16 protein-coding genes and 1 tRNA gene are annotated in these 16,864 nt (G+C 50.0%); 5 read left to right on the top strand and 12 right to left on the bottom strand.

Annotated elements, in window-relative coordinates; genetic code table 11:
• Positions 1–31: 31 nt before the first annotated feature.
• The 3 genes from ACI351_RS03415 to galT all read left to right on the top strand — a co-directional run bounded on the left by ACI351_RS03415 (position 32) and on the right by galT (position 4,009).
• Positions 32–1,204 (top strand): galactokinase, encoded by a 1,173-nt coding sequence (locus ACI351_RS03415; RefSeq protein ID WP_439733857.1) that lies wholly within the window; start codon positions 32–34, stop codon positions 1,202–1,204.
• Between the two features lie 316 nt (positions 1,205–1,520).
• Positions 1,521–2,495, top strand: coding sequence for a UDP-glucose 4-epimerase GalE (gene galE / locus ACI351_RS03410; RefSeq protein WP_439733856.1), 975 nt, complete (start codon positions 1,521–1,523; stop codon positions 2,493–2,495).
• Positions 2,496–2,503: 8 nt separating this feature from the next.
• Entirely contained in the window at positions 2,504–4,009 is a 1,506-nt protein-coding gene (galT, locus tag ACI351_RS03405; protein ID WP_439733855.1) for a UDP-glucose--hexose-1-phosphate uridylyltransferase, read from the top strand.
• 102 nt (positions 4,010–4,111) lie between these two features.
• Here galT and ACI351_RS03400 read toward each other — a convergent pair whose 3' ends face one another.
• Positions 4,112–4,594: a type IV pilin protein gene (locus ACI351_RS03400; protein WP_439733854.1), complete on the bottom strand. Its 483-nt coding sequence runs from the start codon at positions 4,592–4,594 to the stop codon at positions 4,112–4,114.
• Between the two features lie 172 nt (positions 4,595–4,766).
• On the opposite strand from ACI351_RS03400, the gene ACI351_RS03395 reads away from it, so the two are divergent.
• Together ACI351_RS03395 and ACI351_RS03390 are read left to right on the top strand one after the other, a co-directional pair.
• The gene (locus ACI351_RS03395; protein ID WP_439733853.1) at positions 4,767–5,375 is read left to right on the top strand and encodes a LexA family protein; all 609 of its coding nucleotides are present in this window, start codon (positions 4,767–4,769) and stop codon (positions 5,373–5,375) included.
• Between the two features lie 106 nt (positions 5,376–5,481).
• On the top strand, positions 5,482–6,021 hold the full coding sequence (locus tag ACI351_RS03390; protein WP_439733852.1) for a methylated-DNA--[protein]-cysteine S-methyltransferase: 540 nt from the start codon (positions 5,482–5,484) through the stop codon (positions 6,019–6,021).
• Between the two features lie 39 nt (positions 6,022–6,060).
• Here ACI351_RS03390 and ACI351_RS03385 read toward each other — a convergent pair whose 3' ends face one another.
• From ACI351_RS03385 to ACI351_RS03335, 11 genes are all read right to left on the bottom strand, one after another.
• Positions 6,061–6,546, bottom strand: a complete 486-nt coding sequence (locus ACI351_RS03385) for a type IV pilin protein (RefSeq protein WP_439733851.1) — start codon at positions 6,544–6,546, stop codon at positions 6,061–6,063.
• Between the two features lie 599 nt (positions 6,547–7,145).
• Entirely contained in the window at positions 7,146–7,835 is a 690-nt protein-coding gene (locus tag ACI351_RS03380; protein WP_439733850.1) for a hypothetical protein, read from the bottom strand.
• A 17-nt stretch (positions 7,836–7,852) separates the two neighbouring features.
• Positions 7,853–7,923, bottom strand: a tRNA-Gly gene (locus ACI351_RS03375).
• Positions 7,924–7,989: 66 nt separating this feature from the next.
• Positions 7,990–9,528: an HDIG domain-containing metalloprotein gene (locus ACI351_RS03370; protein WP_439733849.1), complete on the bottom strand. Its 1,539-nt coding sequence runs from the start codon at positions 9,526–9,528 to the stop codon at positions 7,990–7,992.
• Positions 9,521–11,143 (bottom strand): class I adenylate-forming enzyme family protein, encoded by a 1,623-nt coding sequence (locus ACI351_RS03365; protein ID WP_439733848.1) that lies wholly within the window; start codon positions 11,141–11,143, stop codon positions 9,521–9,523. Before ACI351_RS03365 ends, ACI351_RS03370 begins: the two co-directional genes overlap by 8 nt.
• 49 nt (positions 11,144–11,192) lie before the next feature.
• Positions 11,193–12,068: an ABC transporter permease gene (locus ACI351_RS03360; protein ID WP_439733847.1), complete on the bottom strand. Its 876-nt coding sequence runs from the start codon at positions 12,066–12,068 to the stop codon at positions 11,193–11,195.
• Positions 12,069–12,071: 3 nt separating this feature from the next.
• The gene (locus tag ACI351_RS03355; RefSeq protein ID WP_439733846.1) at positions 12,072–13,097 is read right to left on the bottom strand and encodes an ABC transporter permease; all 1,026 of its coding nucleotides are present in this window, start codon (positions 13,095–13,097) and stop codon (positions 12,072–12,074) included.
• Between the two features lie 9 nt (positions 13,098–13,106).
• Entirely contained in the window at positions 13,107–14,255 is a 1,149-nt protein-coding gene (locus ACI351_RS03350) for a M20/M25/M40 family metallo-hydrolase (protein WP_439733845.1), read from the bottom strand.
• On the bottom strand, positions 14,252–15,229 hold the full coding sequence (locus ACI351_RS03345; protein WP_439733844.1) for an oligopeptide/dipeptide ABC transporter ATP-binding protein: 978 nt from the start codon (positions 15,227–15,229) through the stop codon (positions 14,252–14,254). Before ACI351_RS03345 ends, ACI351_RS03350 begins: the two co-directional genes overlap by 4 nt.
• Positions 15,226–16,191: an ABC transporter ATP-binding protein gene (locus ACI351_RS03340; protein WP_439733843.1), complete on the bottom strand. Its 966-nt coding sequence runs from the start codon at positions 16,189–16,191 to the stop codon at positions 15,226–15,228. The genes ACI351_RS03345 and ACI351_RS03340 overlap by 4 nt, the downstream gene beginning before the upstream one ends.
• 95 nt (positions 16,192–16,286) lie before the next feature.
• The gene (locus ACI351_RS03335; RefSeq protein WP_439733842.1) at positions 16,287–16,838 is read right to left on the bottom strand and encodes a type IV pilin protein; all 552 of its coding nucleotides are present in this window, start codon (positions 16,836–16,838) and stop codon (positions 16,287–16,289) included.
• Between the last annotated feature and the right edge of the window lie 26 nt (positions 16,839–16,864).

The raw sequence follows: 16,864 nt of genomic DNA, 5'->3' as shown, positions 1-16,864 counted from the left end.
TGCACCGGATAAAACCGGAAGGAGATCCTTTATGAACCAACAAGCCTTACGCAGTAAATTTAATGAAGTCTTTCAAAAAGAAAAACTATATTTTTTTGCTCCGGGCCGCGTAAATCTTATCGGCGAACATACAGACTATAACGGCGGACACGTTTTCCCGTGCGCGCTTTCTTTCGGCACACATTGCGTGTTCTGTAAACGCGACGACGACAAAATCCGCCTGCACTCCTTAAACCTGCCGGAAAAAGGCATTATCGAAGCCGATTTAAACCATATTGAATACAAAAAAGAACAGGACTGGGCGAACTATCCCCTCGGTATGATTAAAACTATCCAAAACCACGGCTACAAGCTGGATCACGGCTTTGAACTGTTATTTTGGGGCGATATTCCCAACGGTGCGGGGCTTTCGTCCTCGGCCTCTATTGAGCTTGCTACGGCAGTGGCGATGAACAAAGCGTTTAACTTGCATATTCCGCAGGTGGAACTCGTCAAAATGGCGCAGGAAGACGAAAATAAATTCGTCGGCATGAACTGCGGGATTATGGACCAGTTCGCCAGCGGTATGGGTAAAGAGGACCACGCCATCCTGCTCGACTGCAACACGTTGGATTATGAGTACGTACCGCTGAACCTGCGCGGAGTGTCTATCGTCATCATCAACAGCAACAAAAAACACGCGCTTGTTACATCCGAATATAACACACGGCGCAAAGAATGTGAACACGCCTTAAAAGAACTGCAACAAAAACTCCCCATTAAAGCTTTGGGTGAACTTACGATCGAACAATTTGAACAAAATAAACACCTGATTACAAGCAAAGTGGAACAACGCCGCGCCAAACACGCCGTGTATGAAAACCAACGCACGCTGCAAGCAGCCGCCGCGCTTAAAAAAGGCGATTTGGCGACGTTTGGCAAACTGATGAACCAGTCCCATGTTTCCCTGCGCGACGATTACGAAACGAGCGCACCGGAACTGGATCTTATTGCCGAAACAGCTTGGAACGTAGAGGGCGTATTGGGTGCGCGCATTACGGGCGGCGGATTCGGCGGCTGTGCGGTGGCCTTAGTAAAGGATGAAGCCGTCAAACCGTTAATGGACGCAGTGAACCGCATTTATCCACAGAAAACGGGACTCAAGGCGGATTTTTATATTGCGTCTGCGGGCGGCCCTGCGCGCCAAATGGAAAAGCGGTATTAATTCACGGTTAAGTTGCCCGAATTTTTACGAAGTAAACTAATATTTCTTTCAAATTTGGAACACAGAATGCCACAATAGGACGTAATATGATTTACTGTAAATAATATACGAAGTAAACTAATATTTCTTTCAAATTTGGAACACAGAATACCACAATAGGACGTAATATGATTTTTCAGATTTGAGGGATTTTTCCACCGCAAGTTTGGCCGCGGCGTAATGGCAGTTACGTAAGGCCAAAGTCGGTGAAAAAATCCCCAAATATGGAAAATTGTTTATCGGATTTTATAGAAGATAAGAACAGGAGTTTTACAAAATGAAGAATATTTTAGTAATAGGCGGAGCCGGCTACATCGGCTCCCACACCGTCAAAATGCTGGCCGAAAAGGGCTACAATCCCGTCGTGTTTGACAACCTTTCCAAAGGCCACCGCGAAGCCGTAAAAAACTATCCCTTTGAACTGGGCGATTTGGGCGACAAAGCGCGCCTTGCCGAAGTTTTCAAAAAACATCACATTGAAGCCGTAATGCACTTTGCCGCGTTTATTGAGGTGGGAGAAAGCGTCAAAGAGCCGTCCAAATACTACCATAACAACGTCGCCAAAGTGCTCAACCTGTTAGACGCAATGGTGGAAAACAACGTCAAATACTTTGTGTTTTCCTCCACGGCCGCCACATTCGGCGAACCCGTCAAAGAAAAAATTGACGAAACCCACCCCCAGCTGCCCATTAATCCGTACGGAAACACCAAGCTGATGGTGGAAAAAATGCTGGAAGATTTTGATACGGCCTATGGCTTAAAATCCACCGCCCTTAGATATTTTAACGCCAGCGGCGCGGACGATTCGGGCGATATTGGCGAATCGCACACGCCGGAAACGCACTTAATTCCTATCGTTCTGCAAGCGGCCGCCGGAAAACGCCCGTCCATAAAAATGTTCGGCGACGACTACCCTACCCCCGACGGTACCTGCGTGCGCGATTACGTGCACGTCAACGATTTGGCGCGCGCGCATATCTTGGCTTTAGAAAAAATGTTTAAAGATAACGTAAGCGAACGCTTTAACCTGGGCAGCGGAAACGGCTTTTCCGTGGCCGAACTCGTTAACGAAGCCAAAAAAATTACGGGAATTGATTTTAAAGTGGAAACCGCCCCGCGCCGCGCGGGAGACCCTGCCGTACTGGTGGCGGACAGCACTAAAGCGCAAAACGTATTGGGTTGGAAGCCGGAATACAACCTCACGCGTATTATTGAAACGGCGTGGAATTGGGAACAACACCGCAAATTTTAGGAGAAAATATGGATATTAATCTACTGATTGACCAGTTGGTTTCTTACGCCGTAAACGAAAAACTCCTGCCCGCGCGCGACCGTGCTTGGGCCGTCAACCGCCTGCTGGAAATTTTGCACTTGTCCGACTATACCCCCAGTGGATTTAAAGGCAAAACGCCCGCGTATCCGTGCGAAATTTTAAAAAACATCTGCGACTGGGCCGCCAAACAAGGTCTTATTTCGCCCGACACCGTCACCCAGCGGGATTTATTTGATACCAAACTTATGGGCGTATTTGCACCGCGCCCGTCCGAAGTAACAGGCGAATTTTTCCGCCTCCATAAACAATCCCCAAAAACGGCCACAGACAAATTTTATCACGACGCGCGCGCCCTCGACTACATCCGCACGGAACGCGTCGCCAAAAACTTGGCTTGGAAAGCCCGCACCCCGTACGGCAATCTGGACATCACGATCAATATGTCCAAACCGGAAAAAGACCCGAAAGATATCGCCGCCGCGCTCAGCGTCAAAGCATCATCTTACCCGTCGTGCCTTTTATGCAAAGAAAACGAAGGCTACGCCGGACGCATTAACCACCCCGCGCGCCAAAACCTGCGCCTCGTGCCGCTTGATTTGTTAAAAGACGGCGAACCGTGGTATTTGCAGTATTCCCCCTATGTGTATTACAACGAGCACTGCATTTTCCTTTCCGGCAAGCACGAGCCGATGAAACTTACCAAAAAGAGTTTTGCGCGGCTACTCAACTTTGTGGATTTTCTGCCGCATTATTTTATCGGCTCCAACGCCGATCTGCCCATCGTGGGCGGTTCCATTTTAACGCACGACCATTTCCAAGGCGGCCGCTATGTGTTCGCTATGGAAAAAGCCCCTGTGGAAACCGCATTCAAAATGGCGAAATTCCCGCGCGTGAAAGCCGGCCTTGTCAAATGGCCGATGAGCGTCATCCGCTTAAACGGCAGCAAAAAAGATTTGATAGAAGCCGCAGATTATATCCTTAAAAAATGGCGCGCTTACAGCGACCCGAAAGCGGATATTTTAGCCAAAACAAACGATACACCGCACAACACGGTAACGCCGATTGCCCGGCGGCGCGGCAAAGCGTTCGAGCTAGACTTGGTGCTCCGCAACAACCGCACGACGGAAGAATTTCCGCTCGGCATTTTCCACCCGCACGCAGAAGTGCACCATATTAAAAAGGAAAACATCGGGCTTATTGAAGTGATGGGACTTGCCGTTTTACCCGCGCGGCTTGCCAAGGAACTGGCGGACCTCGCACCGCTGCTTATTAAAAAAGATATGGCGGCCATACGTAAGAGCGAAACGCTTAAAAAACACGCCGACTGGGCTGAGGAACTGCTTAACAAGCATACGTTTACCAAGGATAACGCCGACGGAATCTTGCGTGCGGAGGTGGGCAAAGTATTCGCCAAAGTATTGGAATACGCGGGCGTTTACAAACGCACGCCCGAAGGCAAAGAAGCGTTTGGAAGGTTTATTAAAAAGTTGTAGTGAAACAGCCCTCGAAAATATTTGGGGGCTGTTTTTAATGTAAAGACCATCCCCTGCTACGTAGGGAAATATTTATTCTATACCCATATGCGGGACAGTTAATTAAAAAACATAGACGTTAGTATTGAGAGAGCTTGGTATGTCCCTTTTTTCCCCCATAGACTGGCAAACGCGTTCCGCCACCCCGCCGGACGTTTTAGGATAACAAAGACCGCTGGATCTCGAGGTGGACAAGGGACCATAATAATCGATAATATATCCCCTTGAAGAGGAAAAAACGAGGGTAATAGAAGAAGGATAGAATTGAATTATTCCTCCATCCACCGTATATTTTATACTGCTTGCAGATTCAGTTTTTGACTTATAATTCACTTCTATGTCCAATAAATCCAAATCCGCAGGAAGCGTTCCGTTAGCCAGTTGATAAGCCTCCCGCGCGAGTTGAATATTTTTAAAAAGAGGCAGCATCCGCGCCACCCGTGCTTTTTCCACCGCCACCTGATACTGCGGCAGCGCAACGGAAGCCAATATACCGATGATTAACACCACAACTAACAGCTCTATTAACGTAAAACCTTTTTTCATCAAATTCTCCTAAACGAGTAATCCTAAAAGGTTATTCATACTCGTTTACCCACGAACTGACCCACTTAGCCCATAGTATCAAAAAAAAAAAACGGGTCAACCCCTTTACATTTTTCTCAAAAAATTATAGAACAAAATATAGAACTATATAAAAAGTTTAAAGGAGCGCGGTATGAAAGCCCTTCACCCCAAACAAGAAGAATTGTTGGAAATTTTAAAAACGAACATCTCGGACCCGCTGACAATGGAAGAACTGGCCGACCGCTTAAACGTAAGCGGCAAAAGCGTGGTGTTCCACCACATCAAACAGTTGGAAAAGAAAGGCTACCTAAAACGCAACCCCGCCAATCCGCGCGATTATATTATTTTGAAAGATCCGGAGCGCAACGTCATTTATCTTAAAATGTACGGTATGGCCAAATGCGGGCCGGAAGGAACGATTTTAGACGGAGAACCTACACGCATCGTACCGGTGGACCCGAGTATGGTGTATTTTCCCGCGTGCAAAGGGTTTATGGTGGAAGCCAAGGGCGATTCTATGGAACGCTTAATCGCGCCGCATGACTGGCTGATTGTGGAACAAAGCCGCCAGCCGAAAAATAAAGACGTGGTAGTATGCGTCAACAACGGCGAAGTAATGGTTAAACGGTTTACGCAGGACGGCGAAAACGTCATTTTGCAATCCGAAAACCCCGCCTATACCCCCATTGTGGCGGACAAAACGTCTTTCCACGTGGAAGGGATTGTGCGAAGCATCATTAAACGCAGTTTTAATTGCTAGATCCTGCCGTCCCGGGCGCCGAAACCTGGGGCGATTAGTCGTAACCTCACAAGGGCCGTTCTTGCTGGAACGGCCCTTGCAAAAAATTAAATTTCTCCGGCAGAATATGCACTATAAAACAACTTATCACTCCCCGCTCGGAAAAATGACGCTCGCCAGCGACGGACAGAATCTGACCGGTCTGTGGATTGACGGTCAAAAGCATGCTGAAAGCACCCTTGGCAGACGTATAGAAGAAAAAAGCGATTTGGCAATTTTCAAGCAAACCAAAAACTGGTTGGAGCGTTATTTCCGCGGTGCGCGGCCGGCGATTGCGGAACTTCCGCTTGCCCCTGCGGGAGGAGCGTTCCGGCAAGCCGTATGGAAAATTCTGCGGGAAATTCCTTACGGTCAAGTAATTACGTACGGGGAGATTGCCAAACAAATTGCCCGAGAAAAAGGGCTTGCCAAAATGTCCGCACAAGCCGTCGGGCAAGCAGTGGGGCATAACCCGATTTCGGTTATTATTCCCTGCCACCGCGTGGTCGGTGCGAACGGGAATTTGACGGGCTACGCGGGCGGAATACACTTAAAAATCCGCCTGCTCGCGCATGAAGGCATAACTATGGATAATTTCTTTATTCCCCGACAAGGCACGGCGCGATAACAATCCGCCGACTCACACCTTAAACCGTATCCGCGCTGATCAACGGACCCACATTGTATATCCTTCGCCATAATGGGAATCCGGATATTGATAATTCCCTGATTTTCCCAATGAACGGCATACGCTTTCCGCCGCCTGATTCGCTTTATAGGGGTAACATATCACTCCTTGCTCGGGACGAAACGATTGCCATTCCAATATATATTGCCCATCTCTTCTAATATAAGCCCCCAGACGGTTAAAAATTTTCAGATCTCCCCCCCGCCATATACAGTAGTCTCCATCAGGGTAAGAAGCTACGGACGCACACGGCAAGGTAATATCCAGTTCATCAAACCGAAGTGCATATGTTCCAGTGGCCATTTTAACAATCTCCTGTGCATTAAGCACGCTGACAAGCAGCTGAAGATCATTACTTAAGCGGGCTTTCATCACCGCTTTTTGGTATTGCGGCAACGCCACCGCCGATAAAATACCGATAATTAAAACAACCACTAACAGCTCTATTAACGTAAAACCTTTCATTTTAATTTTCCCTATTAAAAAAGTCATCCCGAGAGGCTTCTGGTCAGGATCTGCCGATTTTTAGGCGACAACCCCTAATTGGGAGAACCCTCGCAGAAACCTCTGCGGATAACCCTATCGTATCAAAAAAAAAAAACAGGTCAACCCACTTGCAGGGGCAGGCATTCCGGCCTGGCCGGAGTTTCGTAATAGACGGTAGCTTTTAGTTAGAAGGGAACAACATAGGGGGTATCCGCCTGTCTGCAAGACCCCAGAGGCTGGGCCCACGATTGTCTGCTCTCTTTTGACTACTGGAGCCACACTATTTTAGTTATGCTTCGAATACCTGGACGACGACAAAAAAACAGGATATCCCGAAACCCTGCGGGCCGCTAAACTTTTCGAGATGACTTTTTACATAAAAAGCCAATTAAATATCATCTCCACAGCTGCACGCAGGGTGTGGCCCATGGGGGCAGTCTACAGCGAGTGTAGCCCGCAGGTTCGTAATACGGGAGTTTGTCAATATCAAAAAAAACACCGCCTGATAGAAAACCTCAATACACAAAAAACCCCCGCAATTTACTTGCGGGGGCTTTTTACTCAAAGCTATAAAACAGTTATTCCACAATCAACACCGAGCGGCCGTCTTTTTCTTCAGCGTACGGATCCCGTGTATTCACGCCGTCGACAATGTATAAAAACTTATATGTCCCGGGGGCGATGGAAAGCGTTGTTTCCCAATAACCGTTTTTCTTCTTAAGCGCCTGCGGTTTGGACATGGTAAACCCGCTGACAATAGAAACTTTATCGCCTTCGCCAAACCAGCGGAACGTCACGCGGCGGTATTTGGAGCTTTTGGGATTTACGGCCACAATAATGCTCTTTTTGGTTTCAGCGGCGGGTTTTTCTTCGGTCGCAGCTTTCGGCTCGTCCGCCTTTGCGGGCTCCGCGGGAATAAGCGCCGTCATCGGCACTTCCACAGGCGCGGCTGCGGGCTTTTCTTTCGGCGCGGCAGGCTGCACTTTTTCGGATTTAGGTTCCGCGGGAACGGCGGCCACGGAAGTGGTTTCAATCGGAGCTACGGTTTCCACGTCCACAACGGGCAGCTGTTCTTCACCGGACACATTGGAAATGTCGGCCGGTTGTTCCGCGCGCACCTGCGCCTCGTTAAACAGACTGACGGAAAAATGCTTGTACAGGAAAAACCCGAACACGCACATAAAAATAATGTCCACGATAATGAGGAAAAGCCAAAGGTCTTTGTTTCCGGTGGGTTTTACGTCTAAATCCAGATTTTCGTTTTCCATAGTTTTCCCTGAAAGAAAGCGGGCGAAGGGAATCGAACCCTCGTCTAAAGCTTGGGAAGCTTCCATTCTACCATTGAACCACGCCCGCAATAAACATCTGCTGCACTTTTATTTTAGCAAAGTTTCCCGTCCGGCACAACTATTTTATGCGCCGCTATTTCCGAACCGTTTTTTTAACGGGAGCAATGTGCTGGCCGCGCACGTCCAGCGTTTTTAAAAACGCAAGCGCGCTTTCGCGGTCCGTCACCATTCCGTCTACCTGCGCGTCGGCCACCGCATCTAAAATCTCGCCGATTTTGGGGCTTGGCGGCAGGGATAAAACGTCCATTACGTCCCGCCCCGTAATTATCCGCGCGGGACGGACTTTTTTCGGTTGGTCAAAAAATTTCTTAAAAAGCAGATTCAGCACTTGGATATGACGCAGCGTCTTGCCGATATTGGCCGTTTTTTGCGCTTGGGAAATTGTCATCATCGGCTCTGCGCTTTTGGGCATAATGCGTTTTAACTGTGCGTCGGTTACGTAACTGGCGTAATCGGCCCAGCACAAAAGAAGCATCGGCACGGCGGCTTCGCCCAAATCGCGGAAAAAATGGAATGCACCGCGGTCGGTAATCACATCGTTGCTGGCCAAATTGCTGGGGCGTAAATGTTCGCCGATCATTGCACAAATCAAACGCATATCGGCGCGGGAATAGTGCAGGCGCTCCAAAATGACTTTCGCCATTTTGGCGCCTTTTTCCTCGTGATAAAAAAACCGTAGCCGGTCGCCTTTTACTTTGGCGGTGGCGGGCTTGGCTACGTCGTGCAACAGGGCGGCCATTTTAAAAAGCGGCTTGTTGGCGGCCACAATCTCCAGTTTTTTGGCGTATTTGCTAAACGCCTTGGGCAAATTGTCTAAAAGATATTCCATACGGCGGAAGACGTCCAGCGTATGTTTTAACACGCCTCCTTTGCCGTAATACACTTCGGCGCAGGTACGCTGGGCTTCCAATTCCGGAAAAAGCGCAGTCAGCAGGCCGTACTTATCCATCAACACTAAATTTTCGTATGCCTTAGACGTAGAAAATAGCCGTAATAATTCTTCTTGCACGCGTTCACCCGCAGGTTGGGAAATCAGCGAGGAGTCCTTCTTAATTTGTTTCAGCGTTCTCTCGTCTATTTTAAAACCGAGTTCCGCCGCCGACCGAAACGCACGCAGCATACGCAGCGGATCGTCCTTAAACACGCGCGGGTTGTTCATGCGGATAATTTTATTGGACACATCTTGCAACCCGCCGGACAAATCAACAATTAAATCTTTTTTAAGTTTGGTAAGCCGGATTTTGGCACACCCGCCTTTCTGTTTTTTGATTTGGATTTCCGGCCGCGCCGAAACGGGATATGCCAGCGAATTAAATGCAAAATCACGCCGCAAAAGGTCCGCCTTCAAATCTTTGCCTTGATAAGAAGTTAAATCAATTTGGACTTTATCCTTATGCGTAACAAGCCGCCACACGCCGAACTCCGCATCCATTTCAAACGCGGCGGCGTTTAGCTTTTTGGCAAGCGCCAGGGCGGCGGGCTTTACGTCCTGCGGCGGGAGGGCAAGATCGATGTCCGACGAATCCTTACGCATCAAACTGCCGCGCACGATCCCCCCCACGTAGTGGGCGGACGGCACAACATCAGCCAAAACACACGCCAAATCAGCCAAGGGTTTCCTCCGGTGCCGCACCGCCGCGCGCGGCTAATTTGGCCACGGCATCTTTACGCAGTTCGCGTTTGAGCACTTTGCGCAAGGCGTTTTTGGGAAGAGCGTCCACAAACTCAAAATCGCGCGGACGTTTGTAGTTATCCAGATGTGTTTTTAAAAATTTCCGAAATTCGGCAGGATCTATTTCCGCACCTTCTTTTTTGACGGCATAAAGTTTTACAAATTCGCCGCCGCGGCCGTCCGGCACGCCGATAACGGCACATTCTTCAATGGCGGGGTGTTCACAAATGACGGCTTCCACCTGCGCGGAGAAAACTTTCAAGCCCTTGATGATGATCATATCTTTTTTACGGTCTTTGATAAAAATAAATCCGTCGTCATCAATCTCCACGATGTCGCCCGTTTTAAACCATCCGCCTTCAGTAAACGCGTCGTGCGTGGCAGTTTCATTTCCCCAATATCCCTTAAATACGTTGGGGCCTTTAACGCATAATTCGCCCTCTGTATTGCGGGGGACTTCGTTACCGTTATCGTCTAGGACCAGCGTACTGACTGCCGGAATCGCCGGTCCCACGGATTTAATTTTTTGGAGCTCTTCCGTATTTACGCTTACGACGGGGCTTGTTTCAGTCAACCCGTAGCCTTCCAGTATCGGAATACCGATTTTTTCTTCAAACCGGTCTTTAATTTCCTGCGTCAACGGCGCCGCGCCGGATACGGCAAAGCGTACGTTTTTAAACGGCCAAAAACGCAAATACAACCGTTTTAAGCCTTTGGCTTCTTTGGAAAGTACGGCGTAAATTTGAGGTACGGCTAAAATAATGGTCACTTTTTCCGAGCCCATTGCCCCCAGCCATTTACTGGCAGGCATTACGTTGGCTACAATCACCACTTTCAAATTCAGATACAGCGGAATGACCACGCACGCCGTCCACGCAAACGAATGAAACATCGGCAGTAAACACAAAAAGCAGTCCTCGTCCGTCACCTTAAAAATCTGCGCGCAGGAAATAACATTAGACGCCAAATTCCCGTGCGTCAGCATCGCCCCTTTTGGAAGGCCCGTCGTACCGGAGGTATAAAGGATAAAAGCCAAATCGTCCAGCTCCGCCTGCGCGGAGGCGGTTTCATCGTGCGGGACGGATTTTTCAATTTCCTCCCAGAACTTTTGCACGCACGGAGTATCCGCCGCAGAGGAAGGAATCTCGTCCGTCGTAAAAATATATTTTACTTCAGGCGTACTCGGCAGCACCTTTACATAATGGCGGATAAACTCGCCCTGCGTAACCACGGCTTTAGCGCCCGAATTATTTAAAATATATTGGATTTCTTCCTGCTTGGTAACCATAAAATTAACGGGAATACTGACCGCACCCAATTTATAAAGACCGAAATTTGCCACCACTGTATCAATTGCGTTGCGATGGACAATAGCTACGCGGTCCCCTTTGCGGATGCCGTGTTCAAAAAACATATCGGCGGCGCGGTCCACCTGCATTAAAAGTTCGTGATAAGAGACTTCCTTTCCCGTTCCCGCTTCCACCAGTGCGGTTTTGTCCGGAAAGCGGAACGCACTGTCGGATAATGCGGTATACAAATCTTTACGGCGAATCATAAGCACCTCTTATTTAATTAGTAAATCTTTCCTTTATTTTAGTATATTATCAAGCCTGTCTGGGGTCCAAAATATCGCGGAAAGCGTCCCCCAGCAGGTTCCAACCGAGAACAAATAAAAAAATTGCTCCGCCCGGTGCCACAACAGTATACCAATATGCAAACGGATTTTGTGCCGTCCCGAGTACCCAGTTGCGCGCCATCGCAATCAGTTGCCCCCAATCCGCGGTACCGGCCTGCGCGCCTAAGCCCAAAAATGACAGAGAAGCCGCCGTCAGCACCACGTAGCCGATATCCAAACTGGCTACCACGACGGACGGATAAATAGAATTAGGCAGAATATGCCTGAGTAAAATACGCGGCCCGCGTGCGCCAAGCGTCCGTGCGGCGGTTACGTATCCGCGCTGTTTGACGGACAAAATGTCTCCGCGAATCAAACGCGCGTAAGACGGCCACGCCACAGCGGTAAGGGCAATCATCATATTTTTAATATCCGGCCCCAGCATAGCGGCAATTACCATTGCCAGCACCAAAGACGGTACGGCAAAGACAATATCCGTCAGACGCATCAGCGTTTCATCCGTTTTTCCGCCGAAATACGCCGCCGTCCCTCCTACGAACAAACCAATTAAAAATGCGAAAAACGTAACCGTTACGCCCACTTTAAATGCAAGACGCGTGCCCCATACCACACCATAATACAAGTCGTACTGCTGTTCGGTGGTGCCAAGCCAGTTCTGAGCAGACGGCGGCTGTGGAGCGATTTGATAACTTTTCTGCGGCATCTGATACGGATTATTTTGATTGTAAACGGGAGCCAACAGCGGCGCAAACAGCGCAACTAACGCAAAAAACAGCACGAGAGAAAACCCGACGAGCGAAGTTTTATTCGTAAAAATACGTTTAAAAATACGGTTTTTCAGCATAATTTAGTCCAGCCGTATGCGCGGATCCACCGCCGTATATAAAATATCCGACAGCAAATTGCCGATGACAAACAGCACCGCCACCATCAGCGAAAACCCCAAAATGCCCGCAATGTCGAGCTGCTGTGCGGCCAGCACGCCGAAGCGGCCGATTCCGGGGTAATCAAAAATAGTTTCCACAATTACCGTTCCGCCCAAGAGACGGATAAACTGAATACTGGCCAGCGTAATGACAGGGATAACCGCGTTTTTACCCGCGTGTTTATAAACGACGAGCGTTTCCTGCAAGCCTTTTGCGCGCGCGGTGCGGACGTAATCTTTATTTAATTCCTCAAGCATACTCGATCGCATTACGCGCACCATCAGCGCAAACGAACCGATACACAGGGTTACCGACGGCAGCACCAGGTGGGACAGCACATCGCCGAACACGCGCCAGTCGCCGTTTAGTATGGCGTCCAGCAGCAAAAGTCCGGTATACGTTTTAAACGACCCGCCGTGGATAACCATATCCGTATGAAAGGAATACCCACCGGTGGAAAACCAACCGAGTTTGCCGTAAAACACCATTAACAGAAGCAGCCCCAGCACAAAAATAGGGAGCGAAAACCCGCCCACGCTGACCATACGCGCCGCAATATCCTGCCAACCGTCTTTATGTACGGCGGACGTGCTGCCGAACCATACGCCGAAAAACACGACAAGCAGAATGGTTACAAACGCCAGCTGAATAGTGGCGGGCAGATACTCTTTAATTGCGCGGGCGACGGGCATATTGGCGCTTGGGCTGTAGCCCAAATCGCCGCGCACTACATTACCCAGCCAGCGGCCGTATTGCTTAAACACACTGTCGCGCAAGCCGTACCGGCGGATGACTTCTTCAAGCGACCCCATTTGGCGCGGGTCTTTGACGTACAACGAGGCGCGCATTTCGGGGCTTAACCGCTGCGTGAGAAAAAAGAGCAAAAACGTAACGCCCAAAATCACGAGCGGCAAGAGAAGAAGCCTGCGGGTAATGTAGCGGAGCATAAATTCCTTTTACTTTTTATAAGCCAGCAAGGTGCCAAGCGTAATGTGAAACGCGGCGAAAAATTCCTTCAGCAGCAGGTATTCTTTCGTCGTGTGATAACCGCGCACGCCCGTACCCAAATTAGGCAGAGTGAAACCTTTACCGGCCAACACATTGGCGTCGCACCCGCCGCCGCACGCAATGGGTTTTAACGAAATGCCGATTTGTTTAGCTGCGGCCACTGCGCCCTTTACCACCGGATGCGTTTTGGCAATACGCACTGCGGGGTAGCGTTCTTCGGCCACGAATTTCAATTCGGGTTTGCAGATTTTTCCGTCGATTTTTTTCGTAAAGCGTTTGACGGCTTTTTCGAAAGCGGCTTTCATACTTGCGGTTTGCTTGGCCAGTTTTTCGTTCACCAAGCTGCGCGCTTCGCCTTTCAAATACACTTCCGGCATCACGACGTTGGTCGCCTGCCCGCCTTGGATAATGCCAAAGTTGGCCACGGTGTCTTTATCAATGCGGCCCAGTTTCATCTGCGTCAGCGCATACGCGGCCACTTCTACGGCCGAAATGCCCTTTTCGGGAGAAACGCCCGCGTGCGTGGCAAGCCCTTTAATCCACACTTCAATCGTGTTGACGGCCGGCCCCTGCACCAGAACGGACTCTATTTCTTCGCCGTCTAAAATCACGCCTTCCCGGCCTTTGATTTTTGTGCAATCCAAATTTTTCGAACCGAACATTCCCACTTCTTCGGAAAGCGTAAAAACAGCTTCCACGGGCGGATGAGGAAGTTTCTGCTCTTTTAAGGTGCGTAAAATTTCCAAAATAATCGCCACGCCCGCCTTGTCGTCCGCACCTAAGACGGTGGTGCCGTCGGAGGTAATGCGGTCTTTTTTTACCACGGCTTTTACGCCCTTTCCCGGGGTTACCGTATCTAAGTGCGCGCAAAGCACGAACGGCGCGCTTTTAACCGTTCCGGCCAAGAATCCAATCACGTTGCCCTTGGCGGTCGTTTTATATTTTTTTCCGGCGTTGTCCACCGTAACGCGGCAGCCGATTTCTTTCAGTTCCCGCGCAACCAATTCCTGCATCGCGCCTTCATCATACGATTCACTATCCGTTTGCGCGAGTTTTACAAACGTCTCAATTAGTCTTTTTTCATTTAATTTAATCATAAATCCTCCTGTTTTCCAGCGGAGACTACTCCGCACGCACACCAATGGTGCGGACAAACTTCCCTAAGATCAAAAGGCTTCGTTTCACAAGCAGCGCACGATTGCACGCAACGCGGCGCGAACGGACACGCCCAATGCACCCGTTCCGCGCAGACGGAAGCGGTTTCCGAAGCGTCAAAAGGAGTTCCTCCGATACGGGGTACCGCCGCCAACAATGCGCGGGTGTAGGGATGAAGCGGGTTTGCAAACAGCTCCGCCGCCGCGGCGCGTTCCACAATGCGCCCTTTATACATTACGGCGATTTCATCGCACAAAAAGCGGGCAACGGCGAAATCGTGCGTTACAAACAGCATAGCAATTTTCCGCTCCCGCCGGATTTTTTTAAGCAAATTCAAAATCTGCGCCTGCACGGACACGTCCAGCGCCGAGACCGGTTCGTCCGCCACCAAAATTTTAGGGTTCAGTGCAAGCGCCCGCGCAATGCAAATGCGCTGGCGCTGGCCGCCGGAAAACTCGTGCGGATAGCGTTCCAAAAACGTCTCGGACAATCCGACGGACGATAATAAATTTTTTAAAAACGCGTTGCGTTCGGCGCGGTCTTTTTTTAGGCCGTGGATATCAAGCGGTTCGCTTAAAATTTGGCATATGCTCATACGCGGGTCCAAACTGGCGTACGGATCCTGATACACCACCTGCATTACGCGCCGCACGTCTTTCCACTCTGCTTTAGAAAGTTCCGCCGTGTTTTTTCCGTCCGCCAGTACAACGCCGGACGTCGGCTTCTCAATGCCCAAAAGCACTTTGCAAAGCGTTGTTTTTCCGCAGCCGGACTCGCCGACAAGTCCCAGCACGCCGCCAGCGGGCACGGATAAACTGACGTCCTTTAAGACGGGAAACTTCTCCCCCTTTCCGAACAGCCACTTGCGCCGGAAATACGTTTTATAAAGATGTTTGATTTCCACGCACGCGCTCATTTTTCCTCCAGCCAACAGCGCACCTGACGGCCGTCCTTTTCAAACAGCGGCGGCAAACTTGCGCGGCATTTATCAAACGCTTTTGGGCAGCGCGGCGCAAACGGACAGCCCGCGCCGCATTCTCCCGCTACAGGAGGGTTGCCGGCAATGGCGGGCAATTCTTCGCGCGTTTCATTTAACGAAGCCAAAGACGCCAACAACCCCTGCGTATACGGGTGCAAGGGGCGTGCAAATAACTCGGCAGCGGGGGCTTTTTCCATACACAGGCCGCCGTAAAGGACCAGCACGTCGTCGGCGATTTGCGCGGCGAGCGCCAAATTGTGCGTAATAAAAACAACCGCTGTTCCCGCCGCGCGCTGAAGTTTTTTAACAAGCCCCAAAATCTGCGCCTGAGTGGTAACGTCCAACGCAGTGGTGGGTTCGTCCGCAATCAGCACCTCCGGCGAAAGCGCAAGCGCCATTGCAATCATCACGCGCTGGCACATACCGCCCGAAAATTGAAAGGGATATTCGTCCAGCCGTTTTTCCGCGTCCGCAATTCCCACGCGCGAAAGCAGGCTGACTGCTTCCCGCCGCGCGGACGGACGGGAAATTTTACGGTGGGCGCGAAGCGTTTCCGTCAGCTGTTCCCCGATAGAAAGCACAGGGTTTAAGCTGGCGGAAGGGTCCTGAAAAATCATTGAAATTTTATTGCCGCGCACCGCTCTGAGGGCGGAAGGAGAAAGGGAAAGCAAATTCTGTCCGTTAAAAAGGATTTCTCCACCGCTGATGTGCGCCGTCGGCGGCAAGAGTTGTAAAAGGGATAAAGCGTGTAACGTTTTGCCGCTGCCCGACTCCCCCACCACCGCCAGTACGCGGCCTTTTTCAAGAGAGTACGAAAGCCCGCGCAACACAGCAGCGGTGCGCTTGTCTACGGTAAACTCCACCCGCAAATCGCGGACGGCCAATACGGGAGCGGTCATATTATTATTATAGCAATTACGGACGATGCCCGCCCGTAACAAAAAACCGCCCCCCAAAAAGACGGGGAGCGGGGTGAGATTTCTATACAACTGCACTATGCGCCCGCAATATCATCTGCATAATATTCCGGATTTTTAGTAGCGTCAGTATAATCAGTATACGTATCTTGTCCGCCGAAGTCCGCACACAACGCCTCATCATCGTCTGTGCTAGCACCTTCAGCAGCGGGTTTACACATTGCACGGCCAGGGCTATCATACTTTCTATAGATGGTATACTTATACTGGCCAGACCCTTCACGCACGGCACGTACACCAGACGTATTATCCGTATTAGTTGCAGTACCAACTAAGGTAATGGCAAAACCATTTCCACCGGTACCTTTGGTATGGTACGTATCCGTGCTATCTGCATTTGCAGGAGCCACATCCAAGGCACTCCAAGAAGTGGTGTATCTACCGGTTTTCATTTTATAACGCTGTTGGGCATTAACCACCGATCCAATTAGCGTCTCCGCCTCTGCAACACGGCTGCGTTCTACCGCTTTGAAGTACGCCGGCATTGCCATCGCGGCCAAAATACCGATGATGAGCACCACAACTAAGAGCTCAATCAATGTGAACCCTTTGTTATTATTCTTAATCATTTTTCTCTCCTTCCTACTAGTTTTCT

The sequence above is a fragment of the Candidatus Avelusimicrobium sp. genome, from assembly GCF_051874775.1.
Taxonomy (GTDB): domain Bacteria; phylum Elusimicrobiota; class Elusimicrobia; order Elusimicrobiales; family Elusimicrobiaceae; genus Avelusimicrobium.
The sequence above is the reverse complement of the archived record's forward strand: the minus strand, read 5'-3'. Positions and strand labels throughout refer to the sequence as shown.

Excerpts from the sequence above, each read along its gene's own strand:
- ACI351_RS03365 (WP_439733848.1), bottom strand. The coding sequence starts at position 11,143 with ATGATTCGCCGTAAAGATTTGTATACCGCATTATCCGACAGTGCGTTC.
- ACI351_RS03380 (WP_439733850.1), bottom strand. The coding sequence starts at position 7,835 with ATGGAAAACGAAAATCTGGATTTAGACGTAAAACCCACCGGAAACAAA.
- ACI351_RS03415 (WP_439733857.1), top strand. The coding sequence starts at position 32 with ATGAACCAACAAGCCTTACGCAGTAAATTTAATGAAGTCTTTCAAAAA.
- ACI351_RS03400 (WP_439733854.1), bottom strand. The coding sequence starts at position 4,594 with ATGAAAAAAGGTTTTACGTTAATAGAGCTGTTAGTTGTGGTGTTAATC.
- ACI351_RS03385 (WP_439733851.1), bottom strand. The coding sequence starts at position 6,546 with ATGAAAGGTTTTACGTTAATAGAGCTGTTAGTGGTTGTTTTAATTATC.
- ACI351_RS03345 (WP_439733844.1), bottom strand. The coding sequence starts at position 15,229 with ATGAGCGCGTGCGTGGAAATCAAACATCTTTATAAAACGTATTTCCGG.
- ACI351_RS03360 (WP_439733847.1), bottom strand. The coding sequence starts at position 12,068 with ATGCTGAAAAACCGTATTTTTAAACGTATTTTTACGAATAAAACTTCG.
- ACI351_RS03340 (WP_439733843.1), bottom strand. The coding sequence starts at position 16,191 with ATGACCGCTCCCGTATTGGCCGTCCGCGATTTGCGGGTGGAGTTTACC.
- ACI351_RS03395 (WP_439733853.1), top strand. The coding sequence starts at position 4,767 with ATGAAAGCCCTTCACCCCAAACAAGAAGAATTGTTGGAAATTTTAAAA.
- galE (WP_439733856.1), top strand. The coding sequence starts at position 1,521 with ATGAAGAATATTTTAGTAATAGGCGGAGCCGGCTACATCGGCTCCCAC.
- ACI351_RS03350 (WP_439733845.1), bottom strand. The coding sequence starts at position 14,255 with ATGATTAAATTAAATGAAAAAAGACTAATTGAGACGTTTGTAAAACTC.
- ACI351_RS03335 (WP_439733842.1), bottom strand. The coding sequence starts at position 16,838 with ATGATTAAGAATAATAACAAAGGGTTCACATTGATTGAGCTCTTAGTT.
- ACI351_RS03355 (WP_439733846.1), bottom strand. The coding sequence starts at position 13,097 with ATGCTCCGCTACATTACCCGCAGGCTTCTTCTCTTGCCGCTCGTGATT.
- ACI351_RS03390 (WP_439733852.1), top strand. The coding sequence starts at position 5,482 with ATGCACTATAAAACAACTTATCACTCCCCGCTCGGAAAAATGACGCTC.
- galT (WP_439733855.1), top strand. The coding sequence starts at position 2,504 with ATGGATATTAATCTACTGATTGACCAGTTGGTTTCTTACGCCGTAAAC.